General features: G+C 66.8%; 16 protein-coding genes. 6 read left to right on the top strand and 10 right to left on the bottom strand.

Annotated features, from left to right (window positions below):
- The first annotated feature begins 45 nt into the window (after positions 1-45).
- Positions 46-318, top strand: a complete 273-nt coding sequence (locus ACLARN_RS19880; RefSeq protein WP_409492918.1) for a hypothetical protein — start codon at positions 46-48, stop codon at positions 316-318.
- A 295-nt stretch (positions 319-613) separates the two neighbouring features.
- Here ACLARN_RS19880 and ACLARN_RS19875 read toward each other — a convergent pair whose 3' ends face one another.
- From ACLARN_RS19875 to ACLARN_RS19845, 7 genes are all read right to left on the bottom strand, one after another.
- Positions 614-826: a hypothetical protein gene (locus ACLARN_RS19875; protein ID WP_409492917.1), complete on the bottom strand. Its 213-nt coding sequence runs from the start codon at positions 824-826 to the stop codon at positions 614-616.
- Between the two features lie 148 nt (positions 827-974).
- Positions 975-1,829 carry a Ku protein gene (locus tag ACLARN_RS19870; RefSeq protein WP_409492916.1) on the bottom strand — a complete coding sequence of 285 codons (855 nt, stop codon included), beginning with the start codon at positions 1,827-1,829 and terminating at the stop codon, positions 975-977.
- A 118-nt stretch (positions 1,830-1,947) separates the two neighbouring features.
- Positions 1,948-3,174, bottom strand: coding sequence for a styrene monooxygenase/indole monooxygenase family protein (locus ACLARN_RS19865; protein WP_409492915.1), 1,227 nt, complete (start codon positions 3,172-3,174; stop codon positions 1,948-1,950).
- Positions 3,175-3,199: 25 nt separating this feature from the next.
- Positions 3,200-3,814 carry a GTP-binding protein gene (locus tag ACLARN_RS19860; RefSeq protein WP_409492914.1) on the bottom strand — a complete coding sequence of 205 codons (615 nt, stop codon included), beginning with the start codon at positions 3,812-3,814 and terminating at the stop codon, positions 3,200-3,202.
- Complete coding sequence (locus ACLARN_RS19855; RefSeq protein ID WP_409492913.1) at positions 3,789-4,172, bottom strand: DUF742 domain-containing protein; 384 nt, start codon at positions 4,170-4,172, stop codon at positions 3,789-3,791. The genes ACLARN_RS19860 and ACLARN_RS19855 overlap by 26 nt, the downstream gene beginning before the upstream one ends.
- A 19-nt stretch (positions 4,173-4,191) precedes the next feature.
- Positions 4,192-4,626: a roadblock/LC7 domain-containing protein gene (locus tag ACLARN_RS19850; RefSeq protein ID WP_005159022.1), complete on the bottom strand. Its 435-nt coding sequence runs from the start codon at positions 4,624-4,626 to the stop codon at positions 4,192-4,194.
- The gene (locus ACLARN_RS19845; protein WP_409492912.1) at positions 4,623-5,849 is read right to left on the bottom strand and encodes an ATP-binding protein; all 1,227 of its coding nucleotides are present in this window, start codon (positions 5,847-5,849) and stop codon (positions 4,623-4,625) included. The genes ACLARN_RS19850 and ACLARN_RS19845 overlap by 4 nt, the downstream gene beginning before the upstream one ends.
- 272 nt (positions 5,850-6,121) lie before the next feature.
- Between ACLARN_RS19845 and ACLARN_RS19840 the strand changes: the two genes are divergently transcribed.
- The 4 genes from ACLARN_RS19840 to ACLARN_RS19825 all read left to right on the top strand — a co-directional run bounded on the left by ACLARN_RS19840 (position 6,122) and on the right by ACLARN_RS19825 (position 12,127).
- Positions 6,122-6,775 (top strand): TetR/AcrR family transcriptional regulator, encoded by a 654-nt coding sequence (locus tag ACLARN_RS19840; RefSeq protein ID WP_409492911.1) that lies wholly within the window; start codon positions 6,122-6,124, stop codon positions 6,773-6,775.
- Between the two features lie 31 nt (positions 6,776-6,806).
- A complete protein-coding gene (locus ACLARN_RS19835; protein WP_409492910.1) occupies positions 6,807-8,540 on the top strand; it encodes an ABC transporter ATP-binding protein in 1,734 nt (577 codons plus the stop codon).
- Positions 8,540-10,561, top strand: coding sequence for an ABC transporter ATP-binding protein (locus ACLARN_RS19830; protein WP_409492909.1), 2,022 nt, complete (start codon positions 8,540-8,542; stop codon positions 10,559-10,561). Before ACLARN_RS19835 ends, ACLARN_RS19830 begins: the two co-directional genes overlap by 1 nt.
- Before the next feature lie 111 nt (positions 10,562-10,672).
- Positions 10,673-12,127: a DNA polymerase ligase N-terminal domain-containing protein gene (locus tag ACLARN_RS19825; RefSeq protein WP_409492908.1), complete on the top strand. Its 1,455-nt coding sequence runs from the start codon at positions 10,673-10,675 to the stop codon at positions 12,125-12,127.
- On the opposite strand, the gene ACLARN_RS19820 is transcribed toward ACLARN_RS19825, so the two are convergent.
- From ACLARN_RS19820 to ACLARN_RS19810, 3 genes are all read right to left on the bottom strand, one after another.
- Positions 12,124-12,477, bottom strand: coding sequence for an STAS domain-containing protein (locus tag ACLARN_RS19820; protein ID WP_409492907.1), 354 nt, complete (start codon positions 12,475-12,477; stop codon positions 12,124-12,126). The two genes, ACLARN_RS19825 and ACLARN_RS19820, sit on opposite strands and share 4 nt — an antisense overlap.
- A gap of 75 nt (positions 12,478-12,552) precedes the next feature.
- Positions 12,553-14,064, bottom strand: a complete 1,512-nt coding sequence (locus ACLARN_RS19815) for a CHAD domain-containing protein (RefSeq protein ID WP_409492906.1) — start codon at positions 14,062-14,064, stop codon at positions 12,553-12,555.
- Positions 14,065-14,131: 67 nt separating this feature from the next.
- Entirely contained in the window at positions 14,132-14,989 is an 858-nt protein-coding gene (locus ACLARN_RS19810; protein WP_409492905.1) for a helix-turn-helix domain-containing protein, read from the bottom strand.
- 629 nt (positions 14,990-15,618) lie between these two features.
- Here ACLARN_RS19810 and ACLARN_RS19805 point away from each other — a divergent pair.
- The gene (locus ACLARN_RS19805; protein WP_409492904.1) at positions 15,619-16,737 is read left to right on the top strand and encodes an erythromycin esterase family protein; all 1,119 of its coding nucleotides are present in this window, start codon (positions 15,619-15,621) and stop codon (positions 16,735-16,737) included.
- Positions 16,738-16,804 lie beyond the last annotated feature (67 nt).

Raw genomic sequence — 16,804 nt, 5'->3', positions numbered from 1 at the left:
CATGTACTCGGGGTAGGTGGTCCTTCACTCTCCCCGCTAGACCAAATGCGTGAAAACTACCGCTGGATGCCATGTTTTCTTTCGGGTGAACCGGGAACTCCTTCAGTAGCCCCATCCCGGCGGCTCCTTTCGCCGGGCGACTACGAAGGAGAAGGTGCCCCCGTGATCATTCTCGGCGTCATCCTGATTGTCATCGGTGTCATCGCCAGCATCCCCGTTCTGTACTCGATCGGGATCGCGCTTGCGGTCATCGGCATCATCCTGGCCGTTCTCGGCAACACCGGGAAGGCCATCGGCGGTCGCGCCCACTGGTTCTGAGCAACTCCGGACCTTCTGGTACTGAGCCCCCGGTACCAGCCATGAAATGACCGAGCACCCGGCGTTCCCCTCACGCCGGGTGCTCGGTCTGTGTCCGCCAGGCGAACCATCCGTGCGGACGCGAAGGAAACTTCGTGACATGAAGGGGCCCCCCGGCTCCGAGGGGGAGGGAGAGCCGGAGGACCCCGTCATAGTTAACACATTTCCGGCGACGATGTACACGAATGCATACACCTTCGGGTGGCAATCGGTTTCGATCACCCGGATCGAGCCGGACTGGTGTATTGGCCGCCGGTCAAGAAGCCCGCAGCAGCTCCCGGGCCTCCACCGCCGCGCACGAGCAACCGCCGTCGACGTCGAAGCAGTCGATCGTCAGCGTGTGCCGGGCGAAGTCGAGATCGACGCAGCCATCCTCGCTGCATTCGGTGAAACCACCCTCGAGGTGGACCACCAGGCTTCCGTGGCAGTGGTCGAGTCCGCCGGCGCAGAACGCGCACTCCATGCTCATGCCGCCTCCCGCGATCAGATCGAAGATCGCTTCGGAAAAGTTCTCCTCGATTGCCTTACTACCACCGAGGGACGACAGAACCTGGCAAGCAGACGGCGTGTCGCCGGACCCGGCGGAGTGACGCCGGGCACAAGTCCACAAGGGACGGTCAAGCGCTCTTCGGGGCTCGCTTGCCGGAAGCGGGTTTCTTCGCCGCGGTGGCCTTCTTGGCCGTCGACGGTTTCCGGCTCTTCTTCGCCTCGCTGACGCTGGCCTGCAACGCCTCCATGAGATCGACGACGTCGGCCTTCGCACCCACGGCCTTCGGTTTCGCCGTCTCGTTCCCCGCGGCCTTGGCCTCGATCATCGCTTCCAGCGCTTCGCGATAGGAGTCGGTGTACTTCTCGTGCTCGAACACCGGCTCCGAGAGCGAGTCGATCAGCGAACCCGCCATCGTCAGTTCCTGCGGCCGCACCTGCGGCGGATCGTCGTGCAGGAAGCCGAAGTCCGGGACGCGGACCTCATCGGGCCACAGCATCGTCGTCATCATCAGGACGTCGCTGTGCACCCGCAGGATCGCGAGCGTCTCCCGCTGCCGGATGGCGACCTTCGCGATCGCCACGTGGCTCGCCTTCTGCAACGCGTCACGCAGGACCACGTACGGCTTGACGGCGTTCTTCTGCGGTTCGAGGTAGTAGGTCTTGTCGAAGTGGATCGGGTCGATGGACTCCAGCGGCACGAACTCGAGTACGTCGATCGCCCGTGACGACGCCAGCGGCAGTTCGGACATGTCCTCGTCGGTGAGCACGACCATCTCGCCGTCGGGCAGTTCGTAGCCTTTGGCGATCTCGGCGTAGGGCACTTCCTCGCCGTCGATCGTGCAGAACCGCTTGTACTGGATCCGGCCGCCGTCGGCCTCGTGCACCTGGCGCAGCGAGACGTTCTTGTTCTCGGTGGCCGCATAGAGCTGGATCGGGATGCTAACCAGCCCGAAGGACACCGAGCCCTTCCACATCGAACGCATCGCGTCGCACCTCCACCGCCGTCACCGACCGTACTCACGCTCGGTAACAACGGTAGCCCGAAACGGCGCACCGCGACAGTCCCGCGAACCCGATCGCGGGACCCTCACGGCCCGGGAATCACGCTTCGGCCAGGTACTTCTCCGCCTTCGCGGGGTCGAGGAACCAGTGCTGGAAATCGGTCGGATCGGAGAAACCGTTCGCGAACCGCTTCGCCACGGCGGGCTTCTCCCCCGCCGCGCCGATGATCTGGAGCACGTGCGGGGGCGGCGGTTGCAGCATCGCGTTGGTCCAGGTCGTCACGTGCTGGGCGTACTCCCAGTACTTGTCGAACGCCGCCGTCATCCACGCCTCGTCGAACGGCTTGTCCCCGCGGTCGAGGATGGAGTCCAGATAGGACGCCGCGCAGTGGCTCGCGTTGTTGGAGCCCTGGCCGGTGATCGGGTCGTTGGCGACGATGACGTCGGCCATGCCCAGCACCACGGTGCCCGAGTCCAGCTTGCCGACCGCGTTCCGCACGACCGGGGTGTACCCGCCGGCGAGCGTGGCCTTCTCGTCGGTCAGCACGGCGTTGCGCGAGCGCTCGTACTCCCATGGGAGGAACTGCTTCATCAGCGAGAGGATCCGGTCGAGATGCGCCTGCGGCGACGGCCGGTCGCCCCAGCAGTCCAGCGGCCCACCGGGCACCCCCTCGAAGAAGAGGATGTCGCAGTTCCCGCTCAGTGTGTACGCGGGGATCATGAACAGCTCACCGACACCGGGGATGATGTTGAACCGCACCGCGGCCTTGTCCGGGTGCTCCGGACGGGGCTCCATGCCGTGCACGTAGGCCAGCGAGAGCGCCCGCTGCGGCTCGGTGTAGGGCGACAGCTCGGGGATGCGGTCGAACAACTGCACCAGCTCGCCCTTGCCCGCCGCGACGACCACGAGGTCGTAGAGCTTCGCCAGCGGCGCGAGGTCCGAAGTGGTCACCCCGTGGATGACGACCTTGCCGCCGCGCTCCTCGACCAGTTCGAGCCAGCTCGCCATCTTCACCCGCTGGTCCACCGACTGCGCGAAATGCTCCAGCGGCCCGAACCAGTCCAGCACCCGGCTGGAGTCGGGGCCCGCGATCGAAACCCCGAGCCCCTCGACCCGGACCGTCTCGTCCTCCCACAGGTTCAGCTTGTGGTCCCGCTCGTGTTGCAGGGCGGAGTGGAACATGCACTGGGTCGACATCACCTTGCCGGACCGGATCTCGTCCGGTGTCCGCGCCGACATCACCGTGACGTCGTAGTCGTGGCCCAGCAGGCTCAAGGCCAGCTGGAGCCCCGACTGCCCGGCACCGACGATCAGAACCTTGCGCATCCTCGACATTCCTCCCAGAGAACCGTCAGCTGAGTGCGAACTCGCGGCCCGGCCCGGAGACCACCGCGAGGGACAACGTGTGCGTCACCAGTTCCTGCAGGGTCGCGACCGCCGACTTCGGGTCGCGCGCGTCGCAGGTGACCAGCGGGATGTCCGGGGACAGCGCCAGCGCGTCGCGGACCTCGTCGAGGTCGTGCACCGGCATCCCCTCGAACTGGTTGACCGCGACGATGAACGGCAGCTCGGAGTCGTTCTCGAAGTAGTTGATCGCCGCGAACGACTGGTCGATCCGGCTGGTGTCGACCAGGACGACGGCGCCGAGCGCCCCACGCGACAGGTCGTCCCAGAGGAACCAGAACCGGGCCTGGCCGGGGGTGCCGAACAGGTACAGGAGCAGGTCCTCACGCAGGGTGATCCGGCCGAAATCCATCGCGACCGTGGTGGTGGACTTGGTTCCCGGGGGCACCAGCTCGTCGACGCCGGCACCGGCCTCGGTCATCCAGGCCTCGTTGCTCAGTGGCGGGACCTCGGAGACGGAGCCGACGAACGTCGTCTTGCCAACGCCGAATCCACCGGCGACCACGATCTTGGCGGAGATGGCGAGAAGATCGGCGTCAGACCGGGAGGCGCTTGAGTCCATCGAGGATCCTCTCGAGCACGTTCGTATCGTGGTTGTAGGCGTGGGCCGTCGGGTGCACGAAGACGGCGCCCTGGGTGGCGAGGTCGCCGATGAGCACGCGGACCACGCCCAGCGGCAGGTCGAGCCCCACCGACAGTTCGGCGATCGACGCACGCTCACGGGCGCGCTCGTACAGCGAACGCGATTCGGGCATCAGTGCCTCGGACAGCGCCGGGTCGTAGCGCGGAACCGAGATCAGGGTCTCCACCAGCAACAGGTGGCTGCTCTTGGTGCGGCCGCCGGTCAGCGCGTACGGCCGGATTCTGCGGCTGCGCATCTTGACCGGCCGGTCCGGAGCTTGGTCGCTGGACACGGTCATCCCTTCCTTCTCCGGATTTTCAGGCCTGCGGCCGTCGGGCGGTCAGGACCTGCCGGAGTCCCGCTCGCACCTCGGGGGTGAGGGCGTGACCGGCGTTCGTGATGAACTGGGTCATCTCGTAGGCGACGACCTTCATGTCACAGTCGGGCTCGGTCAGCACGGCGAGCCCGGCCTCGGCGCCGATCCCCATGAACAGGAAGTACCCGCGGGTGAGCCGGATGATGATCTGCTCGCAGTTGCCCTTGCCGAACAGCGCGGCGCTGTTGCCCGCGAGGCTGAGCAGGCCGCTCGCGATCGCGGCGAGTTGCTCTGCATCGTCGCTGGACACCGATTCCGACGCGGTCAAAGGGAAACCGTCGACCGACATGATCAGCGCGTGGCTGGCGCCGTGCACCTTGCGCACGAAATCGTCGAGCAGCCACGTGAAATCCGTGGTCGCGTCCTGGGCGGTCACTGAGTGTTTCCTCCGGTCTCACGCTCGTGCCGGTCATCGAGAGCGGCGCGCTCGCCGTCGCTGAAGGCATCGAGGTCGGCCAGCAGCGCCTCGTGCCCGTCCGCCGCGTCGGCGGGCGAGGTGGTCGGCGGGGCCGGTTCGTCGGGCAAAGTCCTGATACTGCGGGAAACCCGGCGCGGCAGGCCGCTCGCCGTGGTGCCGCCGTCGGCGGGCGGCGGGACGGCCGTGCGCGGACGCGGGCTGGGTTTCCGTTCCGGCTCCGGTCCTGGCGGTGTGGCCGGGCGGCGCCTCGGCAGCCCGGAAGGCGTCGCCACGGGGCTGCCCGCGGGCGCTCCGTTGGTGATCCTCGTCTGCGGCAGCACCACGGTCTGGCTGCCGGACCACTGTTTCTCGGCCAGTTCCGAGACCACCGGGACCGGCAGCAGCACGGTGGCGACCGTGCCGTGCGGGGTACGGCGGTCGAGTTTGACGGTGATCTCGTGCCGGTCGGCGAGCCTGCCGACGACGGCGAGTCCCATATGCCGCACCGAATCGTCGTCGAGCACGGGACCGGCGGCCAGTCGCTCGTTCAGCACCGCGAGACGTTCCGGCGGCATGCCGATGCCCTCGTCCTCGATGCGGATCAGCACACTCCCCTGCTCGGTGAGGTGCGCGCTGACACTGACCGGAGAACTCGGCGACGACTGGTTCGCCGCGTTGTCGAACAGTTCCGCGAGGATCCGGCTGACGTCCTCGGCGGCGAACCCGACGACGCCGAGCGAAACGACCCGGCCGATAGTGATCCGCGAGTAGTGGTCGATCGACGACATCGCTGCCCGCATCACGTCGAGCACGGACGAGATCCCGGCAGCGGTGTCATCGGCGTCGCGGCCGGCGAGAACGCGCAGGTTCTCGGCGTTGCGCCGCAAGCGGGTCGCGAGGTGGTCGAGCCGGTAGAGCTCGGCAAGACGGTCGGAGTTCTCCTCCCCCGCCTCCATCGTCTCCAGCTGTGCGAGCAACTGGTCGAGCAGATTGAGGTCGCGCAGCGCGACATTGGAACAGACACCGGCGAGCGCACCGGCGTCCGGTGCTTCGACGGCAGGCCGCTGTTCCACCGCCGGTTCGGCGGGCGGAGCCGACGGAGCGTGCCGGGGCGGGGCGGCGAGGAACTGCGCCGCGGCGACCCTGGAACGGTCCAGAAGAACCCGTGAGCGGTCAAGCAAGCCTCGAGCCCGCGTCACCATGTGCTTCCACTTCTTTCTCTTCGCCTACCCGGACCCGTGTCGCACTCCCCAGCACAACGACGGCCATGCAAGCAGAAGTCACTATCCGTGTCCACAGTCGGTTCCCGTTCAACCGCTGGCAGTGACGTGGTCACGAAAGCGTTGCGGCTGGTGAGCGGTGCGCACTAGGCCATTCGGCTCATCTTGAGTGTTCCGCGACACGGGGGATGCCCGAAAAGTGCGGAGTGCGCATAAATTTGCGTGCCCCGCAACTTTTGCCTACTCTTGCCGTCGTGACACTCGACCCTGCCGCCCCACTCGGACTGCGTGAACGCAAGAAGCGCGCGGCCCGGCGCGCGATAAGCGAGGCAGCGCTCAGACTCGCCGTCGAGAAAGGCGTCGAACAGGTCCGCGTCGAGGACATCGCCACCGCCGTCGGAGTCTCGCCGCGCACGTTCAACAACTACTTCTCCAGCAAGGAGGAGGCGATCTGCTCGTTCATCGTCGAACGGCAGGAACGGCTGCGGGAGGCGCTCCGCGAACGGCCGGCGGAAGAGACACTGTGGGAGGCGGTCAGCGCCGCGACGGTGGAGGCCTACAGCGCCTTGGGAGAACCGAACCGCGACTCGGTGACGCTGGCGCGGTCACTGCTCCTGCACCCGGCGGTGCAGGGCGAGTTCCTCAAGGCGCACGCCAAGGTCGAGCAGGTGCTTGCCGACGCCATTCTGGAACGTGCGGGCGCGGGCGCGGAAAACGCGTTGAACGCGCGGCTCATGGCGGCGATCGTGGAGTCCGCGGTGAAGACCGCGTTCTTCAGCTGGCTGATCTACGAGGGCGCCGGACCCTTCCTGGAGACACTCGCCGTTCTCCTGCGCGAAGCCTCCGCGGGCATTCCCTCGCTCACCGGATCCGGACCCGAACCGGTGAAGAAACCGAAGAAGAAGTAACACCCTACCCACCACTGGGGGAGAAACCGTTGTGCTGACGAAGCTGTTGCGCACTCACCTGCGCCCGTACCGGCGAGACCTGTGGCTGATCGTGCTGCTGCAGTTCGTCCAGACCCTCGCCGGGCTCTACCTGCCGACGCTGAACGCCGACATCATCGACGACGGCGTGGTCAAGGGCGACATCGACTACATCCTCGGCGTCGGCGGCGTGATGCTGGTGGTGTCGCTGGTGCAGATCGTCTGCTCGATCGGCGCCGTCTACTACGGTGCCCGCACCGCGATGTCGGTCGGCCGTGACGTCCGCGGCGCGATCTTCCACCGGGTCCAGGATTTCTCCGCCCGCGAAGTCGGCCAGTTCGGGACGCCGTCGCTGATCACCCGCACCACCAACGACGTCCAGCAGGTGCAGATGCTGACGTTGATGGCGTTCACCCTGATGGTGTCCGCGCCGATCATGTGCTTCGGCGGCATCATCATGGCGCTGAACCAGGACGTCACGCTCTCGTGGCTGCTCGTGGTCGTGGTGCCCATCCTCGGTGTCGCGGTCGGGATCATCATCGCGAAGATGCGCCCGGCGTTCCGGCTGATGCAGGTACGCATCGACAAGATCAACCAGATCCTGCGCGAGCAGATCATGGGCATCCGCGTGATCCGGGCCTTCGTCAAGGACACCCACGAGCGACGGCGGTTCACCAAGGCCAACACCGAACTTCTGGACGTCTCGCTGATCGTCGGCAGGCTGATGGCGCTGATGTTCCCCATCGTCATGCTGGTGATGAACGCCTCCAGCGTCGCCGTGCTGTGGTTCGGCGGGCTGCGCATCGACGACGGCAGCATGGAGATCGGCGCGCTGACCGCGTTCCTGTCCTACCTGATGCAGATCCTGATGGCGGTCATGATGGCCACCTTCATGTTCATGATGATCCCGCGCGCCGAGGTCAGCGCCGAGCGCATCACCGAGGTGCTCGACACGCACACCAGCGTCGTCCTGCCGTCGAACCCGATCAGCCCCGGTGAAGTGCACGGGCGACTCGAACTGTCCGATGTGGAATTCCGCTACCCCGGCGCGGAAAAGCCGGTACTGCAAGAGATCTCGCTGCTGGCGAGGCCCGGCGAGACCACCGCCATCATCGGCAGCACGGGCAGCGGGAAGACCACACTGCTCAACCTGATCCCGCGGCTGATGGACGCCACCGACGGCTCCGTGCGCGTCGACGGCGTCGACGTCCGCGAACTGGATCAGACCGTGCTGTCCGACGCCGTCGGGCTGGTGCCGCAGAAGCCGTACCTGTTCGCGGGGACGGTCGCGAGCAACCTTCGCTACGGCAAGTCCGACGCCACCGACGAGGAACTGTGGCACGCGCTGGAGGTGGCGCAGGGCAAGGACTTCGTCGAGCGGATGTCCGAAGGACTGAACTCCCCCATCGCCCAGGGCGGGACCAACGTCTCGGGCGGCCAGCGGCAACGGCTCGCGATCGCGCGGATGCTGGTGCGGCGCCCCGAGATCTACCTCTTCGACGACTCCTTTTCCGCGCTCGACTACGCCACCGACGCCGCGCTGCGGCGGGCTCTCACGGCCGAGACCGCCGAGGCGACCGTGGTGATCGTCGCGCAACGGGTCAGCACGATCCGCCAAGCCGACCGCATCGTCGTGCTCGACGAAGGCCGCGTCGTCGGCACCGGCACGCATACCGAACTCATGGACGGCAACGAAACCTACCGGGAGATCGTGCTGTCCCAGCTGACCGAGCAGGAGGCCGCCTGATGAGCGCGCCCGAATCCACCACCGAATCGAGCGCCCCGGCCAAACCCGTCGGCGAGCGCGCGAGCGCGGCGCGAGGACCCGGCCCCGGCGGAGGCGGCTTCGGCCGCGGTCCCGGCGCCTTCATGGGCGGCCAGCCCGCCGAGAAAGCCTTGGACTTCAAGGGGTCACTGAAACGCCTGCTGCGTCTGCTGCAACCGCAGCGTGCCCTGCTGTACGGCATCCTGGCGTTCGGTGTCGTCAGCGTCGCGCTGAGCGTCATCGGCCCGAAGATCCTCGGGATGGCGACAGACCTGATCTTCGCGGGCGTCGTCGCGAAGGACATGCCACCGGGGGTGAGCAAGGACCAGGTCATCGCCGGGCTGCGAGCGGAAGGCGACAACACCCTCGCCGACATGTTCTCGGGGATCGACTTCGTCCCGGGTCAGCGGATCGATCTCGACGCCGTCGGCCAGGTGCTGATGTGGGTGCTGCTGCTCTACATCGTCGCGTCGTTCTTCGCTCTCTTGCAGACCCGGCTGACCACGAACCTGGTCCAGCGGGCGGTGTTCGAGCTGCGGGAGAAGATCGAGGAGAAGTTCGCGAAGCTCCCGCTGAGCTACTTCGACCGCCAGCCACGCGGCGAGGTGCTGAGCCGGGCCACGAACGACATCGACAACCTCGCGCTGTCCTTGCAGCAGACCCTCGCGCAGATCGTGTCGTCGCTGCTGATGGTCGTCGGCGTGCTCGCGATGATGTTCGTCATCTCGCCGCTGCTGGCACTGGTCGCGCTGCTTTCGGTGCCGGCTTCGGTGTTCGTCGCGGCCAAGATCGGCAAGAAGGCGCAGCCGCAGTTCATCAAGCAGTGGTCCACCACCGGGCGGCTCAACGCGCATATCGAGGAGATGTACACCGGGCACTCGCTGGTCAAGGTGTTCGGCCGCCGGGAAGAGGCCGAGGAGGTCTTCCGCGAGCACAACGACACCCTGTACGGCGCGAGTTTCAAGGCGCAGTTCATCTCGGGCACCATCCAGCCCGCGATGATGTTCATCGGCAACCTGAGCTACGTGCTGGTGGCCGTGATCGGCGCGCTGCGGGTGGCCTCCGGGACGCTGTCGCTCGGCGACGTCCAGGCGTCCATCCAGTACTCGCGGCAGTTCAGCCAGCCGGTCACACAGATCGCCAGCATGGCGAACCTGCTTCAGTCCGGGATCGCGTCCGCGGAGCGGGTCTTCGCGTTGCTCGACGCGGACGAGCAGGAGCCCGAGCCCGCCGAGCCCGCGCGGGTCGAGAACGTGCGCGGCCAGGTCGAATTCGAACACGTGTCGTTCCGGTACACGCAGGACACCCCGCTCATCGAGGACCTGTCGCTCATCGTCGAGCCGGGGCACACCGTCGCCATCGTCGGCCCGACCGGGGCGGGGAAGACCACGCTGGTCAACCTGCTCATGCGGTTCTACGAACTCGACGGCGGCCGGATCACCCTCGACGGCGTCGACATCGCCGAGATGGACCGCGAGGACCTGCGGTCCAAGACCGGCATGGTGTTGCAGGACGCCTGGCTGTTCGGCGGCACGATCGCGGAGAACATCGCCTATGGTTCCGCCGACGCCACGCACGAGGAGATCGTCGCGGCGGCCAAGGCCACCCACGTCGACCGGTTCGTCCGCACCCTGCCGGAGGGCTACGACACGATCATCGACGACGAGGGTGGCACGGTCAGCACCGGTGAGAAACAGCTGATCACCGTCGCGAGGGCGTTCCTGGCGAAGCCCGCGATCCTGATCCTCGACGAGGCGACCAGTTCGGTCGACACCCGGACCGAGGTCCTGATCCAGCGGGCGATGAATTCGCTGCGCGAGGGGCGGACGAGTTTCGTCATCGCACACCGGCTTTCCACCATCCGGGACGCGGACGTCATCCTCGTGATGGAAAACGGCTCGATCGTCGAACAGGGCGACCACGAAACGCTGCTGCTCACCGGCGGTGCGTACTCGCGGCTCTACGCCGCCCAGTTCGCCGAGGCACTGGCCGAAACCGACTGAACCGCTTGAAGTGAAGGCCCCTTTCCCTACTCTCACAGTGGGAAAAGGGGCCTTCACCACGCGTACGGGTGGTGAACGGCGCTAGGCTTGCGTATCCGGATCCGAAGAGGGGTGCGCTGGCCGACCATGGCGGAGAAACTCGGCGACTACCGCCGTAAGCGCAGACCGGGGCGGACCCCCGAACCCATTCCGGACCGCGAGGGGACAGCCGGGTCCGACGATCTTTTCGTCATCCAGGAACATCACGCGAGCAGCCTGCACTGGGACATCCGCCTCGAACGGGACGGGGTGCTGGTCTCCTGGGCGGTGCCGAAGGGCCTGCCGATGTCGCCCGACCTCGAACGCCTCGCCGTGCACACCGAAGACCATCCGATGGAATACCTCACCTTCGAAGGTGAGATCCCCGCCGGCGAATACGGCGGCGGCACGATGACGATCTGGGACACCGGCCGGTACGAAACGCTGCACTTCAACGATCACAAGGTCGAGATCGTCTTCCACGGGAAGCGGGCACGCGGGAAATACCTGTTCCTCAATGTGAAGAAGGACGGGAACGACCGCGGCTGGTTACTCAAACGGCTCGACCCCGCCGATCCCGGCCGAACGGAACTTCCCCCCTTCCTCGCCCCGATGCTGTTCAAGCCGGGGCGTCTCCCCTCGACCGGCGAAGACGCGGAATGGGCCTACGAATTCGACTGGTCGGGGCGCCGCACCCTGATCCGGGTATCCGGCGGCCGGATCACCGCCTACGACGATTCGGGCGACGACGTGACCGGGCTGTACCCCGAATTCCGCGGGCTCGGCGAGCAACTGGGTGCCGCGGAAACCTTTCTCGACGGGGAAATCGTCGTCTTCGACGGCGGGAAGCCGAGTGCGGAAGGACTCGGCCACCGCGCGCGGGCCACGAAGAACTCCGCGAAACGGCTCACCTCGCGGTTTCCGGCCTTCTACCTGGTGAACGATCTCCTGCATCTGGACGGCCGTTCCTGTCTCGACACGCCTTACGTCGAACGGCGAGACCTCCTCGACGGTCTCGGCCTAGCCGGACCGCATTGGCAGGTCCCCCGGTACTACCTCGGGGACGGCGGCGCGGTCGCGCGTGCGGCCCGTGAACACGGGCTCGCCGGGATCGTCGCGAAACGTGCCTGCTCCGCGTACCACCCGGGAAGGCGTACCGGGGAATGGCTTTCCATCACCGGGACCAGGGTCCAGCAAGTGGTACTGGGCGGCTGGCGGCCGGGTGGCGGGAGCCGCGCGGGCACGTTCAGTTCGTTGCTGCTCGGCGTCCCGCACGAGGACGGCTTGCGGTACATCGGAAACGTCGGTGTCGGCTTCGCGGGCGACGAACTCGAAGAGCTGTCCCGGCGGCTGTTTCGCTTGGAGCGCAAGACATCCCCGTTCCGCTCCGTACCGGACAAGCAAGCACGGGACGCGCGCTGGTCGCGGCCGACTATCGTCGGCGAGGTCGTCTTCGGCGGCTGGACCGACGGGGGCTGCCTGCGCAACCCGCGCTGGCGCGGCCTGCTGCCGGACGTCACCGTCGACGAGGTCGAACTGGATGGCTAGAGAAGTACGTCCTCGACGTCACGCCACACATCGAGATCGGCTCCGACACCGCTGACGTCCAGAATCCGTGACACCAGCGTGGTCTTCACGATCACCGAGAACCGGGGCGCCGCGGCATTGGCCTCCTCGAGGGCGTGCAATCCGGCGCAACTGAGGAAACCAACGCCGGAGAGGTCGAGGATCACTCGTTTTCCCGTGACACACGCACCGCTGAGTTCGGTGCGAAACCGTCCGACGGTCGCCGCGTCGATCTCACCCACGGCGGTGAGGACGATGACGCCGTCCTTGCGGCGGCTGCTTGTCACGGCCAGGGGCGGCGGTTCGCCGGGTACGCGCTGGCCAGGCAACATTGGGGGCGCCTCTCTCCAGACCACCAAGTCCCCTCGACCGTACTCAGCGAGGGCGAGAGGTCAACCCGGGCTACCTCATTTGAGCCATTTCGGGCGAGAACCTTTACTCAACTCTTGCCATTCTCCGGCGAAGCGCCGGTGTGCGGCCTCGGCGGAGGCAACGGAACGTCCGTGCAGGAGGCCGTAAGTGAAAGCGTTTTCGCTTTCGGCGTAGGCGCGGAGACCGAGAAGCCGCAAGACCTCCCGGGTGACCACGACGTCGTGGTGCGTGCCGAGCGTGGTTTGCACCGCCTTGACGTTCTTTCGCCATTTTCGAAGCTTCTTGCCGGTCACCGGCCGGACCGTGTCCGCGGCGTATCGGGCACGCTTGGCCTTCTTGCGCACTTCGTGCAGCGCGGCATCCTGTTCCGGACCGGGTTCGAGATCACTCGCGACCGCCACGGCCTTGCGCAGCTTCCGATCCGACCGCGCGACCGCCTTGCGGAGCTCCTTCTTGTCATCCTTGATCTTCCGGGGTTTGCCTACGAGATTTTCCAGTGCCCGCAACAGATCCGTGTACCGCTTGCTGTCGAGCGCCTGGATCGCCCGCGCCTTGGCCTCTTCGGCCTCACGCGCGAAGTGCCGTGTCATCAGCTGCTCGACGTTGCCCAGTACCAGTTCGACGGGAAGCGCCTTGACCTCGTGGTGCAGCCGCTCGTCCAGCACCTCGTTGTCCCTCGCCGGACCGAGTTCGCCACCCAGCCAGCGAAGTTCGGCGGCCAGCCCGTTCGCGACGTCGGCGTCGAGGGAGCGACGAAAAGTTTTCAAGCCGCTCCGCAGCCGCCTGCTGGCGACCCGCATCTGGTGCACCGAGTCATCGACGTCCCGGCGAACGCCGATGTCGTTGCGGCGCAACGCGTCCAGCTGCTCGGCGAAGTAGTCCGCCAGCACCGAACCGGACGCGCCACCCGCCGACGGCACGAGCTCGTCGGTCAGCCGCCGGAGCTTCGACGGCCACCTCGACCGCTCCGCCCCCGCGTTCACGACGGCCCTGTCCAGGCTGTCGAGCACTTCGGGATCGGTGCCGGGCGAGAGTTCGATCTCGATCTCCCGCCAGCGGTCGAGGTGCGCCTTCTCCCCACCCGCCTCGCCGGTGACGACGTCGTCCGTCAGCGTCGCGAGCTCGCGACCCTCCGCGTCGAGCAGGGCGTACGAAGTGCGCTCGGTGCGCAGGTGCGCGGCCTGGACGAGTTTGGCGCCGAGGGTGCGCGCGCGGACCAGTTTCGCCAGCGCGCCAGGCACCTTCTCCGGCTTACCCGACAGCGGGAGGCGGAGTTCCTCACGCTTGTCCTCACTGACCGGAAGTTTGAGATGCCAGCCCTCGTCGCTTCCGCCGAGCCTCCGCCGCAGTGTGATGCCCGCCTGCGCGAGCCGGAAGTCCGGCGTGTCGAAGTACGTGGCGTCGAGGACGTCGACCCTCGGCTCGGCCTGGTTCGTCACGGGACCGGCCGGGACCAGGGCCGGGATGGGCTTGTCGGCCGCCAGGTCGTACTTCCGCTCGATCTCCGCCTCGGCGACCGGGGCACCGCCCTGCGTCTTCGTCACCACGAACTCCTTCTCCTCGGCTACCCGGAAGGGATACCCCAGGAAGAGGCCCCGGGAAACCCCGATCGGGTCACTCCCCCATCCGGTCGTACCGGTCCGCCCATTCGGCGAGCATTTGGCGTGACCTCTCCTCGGTCAGGGTATCGCTTTCCAGTCGCGCGATGAGCGAATAGTACGCCTCGACCGCCACTCGATCGTCGATGAACACTCCGGCCGCATAGGAATCCGTGTACACCACCGCGGGATGCTCCGTGAATTCCATGATGGTGAACGCATTCTCGATCGCCCTGCTCACTTCGTTGCTTTCGGGGACGATACGGATGGAGCAATAAGGGAGATTCGCCGACAGGACGAGGTGGAGCAGTTGCTCGTGCATGATGCGCGGACCGCCGACGACCGAACGCAGCGCACGCTCGTGGACGTAGAACCGGCATCGCGGCGGGCGGTCCCGTCGCAGCAGCTTCTGCCGGTCCATCCGGGCGTTGACGGCCTGGTCCAGCTGAGCCTGGCCGCGGTTGCCGATCAGTTCGTAGGTGGTGCGGGCGTACGGTTCGGTCTGCAACAGTCCTGGCAGCGTCAACGACTCGTAGCGCACCACGGTGTGCGCGAGATTCTCTTGGATCGCCAGGGATTTCATCGGATCGACGAGTTCGTCGAAGTACGGCCGCACCCAGTACAGGTCGCTGCCGGGCTGCGTGAGTTCCAGCAGCAGGTCACGCTCGGGCTCCGCCTCGCCACAGGTCGCGAGATACAGCGCCGCGTCCACGACGGACAGCTCACGCAACCCTTGTTCCCACCGCGTGACCTTGCTCTGCAACCAGCCGTTACGGCGGCTGACGTCGGCTCCGCTGAAGTGCCTGCGCTGCCGGAACGCCTTCATGCGGTGGCCCAGTTCCCGGGTCCGCGCCGTCGAATCCTTCTCAACCATGCGGGCCAAAGTAGGGCCGAACTCCGGCCGCGCAGTGATTGCCACGCGGGAATTCACCTCAACTGCTGATAACTTGCGCTCGCGCATTCCTGCGAAGGCCTGCTTCGCGAGCGAAGCACCTTCGCACGCGAAGGGTTCTTTAACTTTATATCGCAATAAAGGAATGGAGTCGAGTAATTCGGAAGTGGAATTGTTGCGGAGACGGCAGGGCGCGACGACCGTCCGCCCGCCCGCCGCCGCGCACCCGATCGGACGAGTACATGAAGGACCCCTTCCTGTACCTAGGCGCAAGGAAGGGGTCCTTCCTGTACCTAGGCGCAAGGAAGGGGTCCTTCATGTACCGACGCCGATCGGCGACTGCCCACCGCCGCGCACCTTGCGACGGTGGGTCGTGAAGGTCCCCTTCCCTACCTTGAGCGTAGGAAAGGGGACCTTCACGACCTGCGGTACTCAGCGCTGAACCGCGTGAAGGCCTCCTTCCCTCGGCTGAGCCGAGGGAAGGAGGCCTTCACGCGGTTCATTGTGACTGGGGCGCCGACGGCTGACACCGCTTTGAAGCTTTACCACGCCCACCACAGGCACAGTCGGCCAAAGTCTCAACCGAGCTATCAACGATACGCTTGAACCCCATGAGTCAAGACATTCGAGACTTCGTGACCCCCTCGTGCGACCTGCTCGCCCTAGGCGAGCCGACGCACGCGACCCCCGTCTTCGCGGAGGTCCGCAACGAACTGTTCGCCCAGCTGGTCGATCGCGGCTTCCGCTCGATCGCCCTCGAAGCCGATCGCGTGGCCGCGCTCGTCGCGAACGACTTCGTCCAAGGCGGCACCGGCACCCTCGACCTGGCCATGAGTGAAGGCTTCACACACACCTTCGGCGCCATGGACGCGAACCGGCGGCTGATCGCGTGGATGCGCGAGTACAACGAGGCTCGCCAACCCGGGGAACGCCTTTCGTTCCACGGCTTCGACACCCAGACCGAGTATGCCTCCGCGCCCAGCCCGCGACGCTATCTCGAGTACGCCCGCGATTTCCTGGGACTCGACGTCGACATCGCGGGCCCGGCGGGTGACGACGAACGCTGGAACCGCACGGAAGCGGTCATGGACGCGGCATCGTCGATCGGCGCCACGGCCGACGCCTACCGGCTGCGCGCGATCGCGAGCGATCTGCTCACCGCGCTCCGCTCCCGGAAACCGGAACCGGTCACGGACGCATGGTCGAGGGCGGAGATCCAGCTCATGGCGGGTATCGATCTGCTGCGCTACCACCGGCAATGCGCCGAGCCTCTTGAACCGCACGAGCGGTACGCGCCGCTGAGCGCCGTCAGAGATGCCATCATGGCGCGGAATCTGCTCGACATCCGCGCCGCCGAAGCCGGTCGCGGTGCGACGCTGGTCTTCGCCCACAATCTCCACCTGCGCCGCCAGGCGGACACGATGCGGGTGGCTGGGAAGGAGATCCAAATGTTCCCCGCCGGCGCGCTGGTGGGGCCGCTGCTCGGCGATCGCTACACCTTCGTCGCGACCAGCCTCGGGCGCAGCGAGGCCATGGCGCTTCAAGAGCCCGACGCCGACACCTACGAAGGGTTCTTGCAGAAGCACGTCACCACGGCCTGGGGTTTGCTCCCCGCGTCCGAGATCCCGCCCGCCCGGGTCCGGACCGACCCCACTCCGCGGCAGGGCTACTTCCCGCTCGACCAGGTGATCCTCGACGACGCCGAGGCGGTCCTGCACGTCGGCGGATGACTGCGAACCGGGTGACGCCTCCTGCCCTCGGAAGGCGTCACCCGGCCACGGGCACGCGCCGTCACCC

This window comes from Amycolatopsis sp. cmx-11-12, from assembly GCF_046269425.1.
Classification (GTDB): Bacteria; Actinomycetota; Actinomycetes; order Mycobacteriales; family Pseudonocardiaceae; genus Amycolatopsis.
Note: the sequence above shows the minus strand (reverse complement) of the source record. Positions and strands in the feature narration are given on the sequence as shown.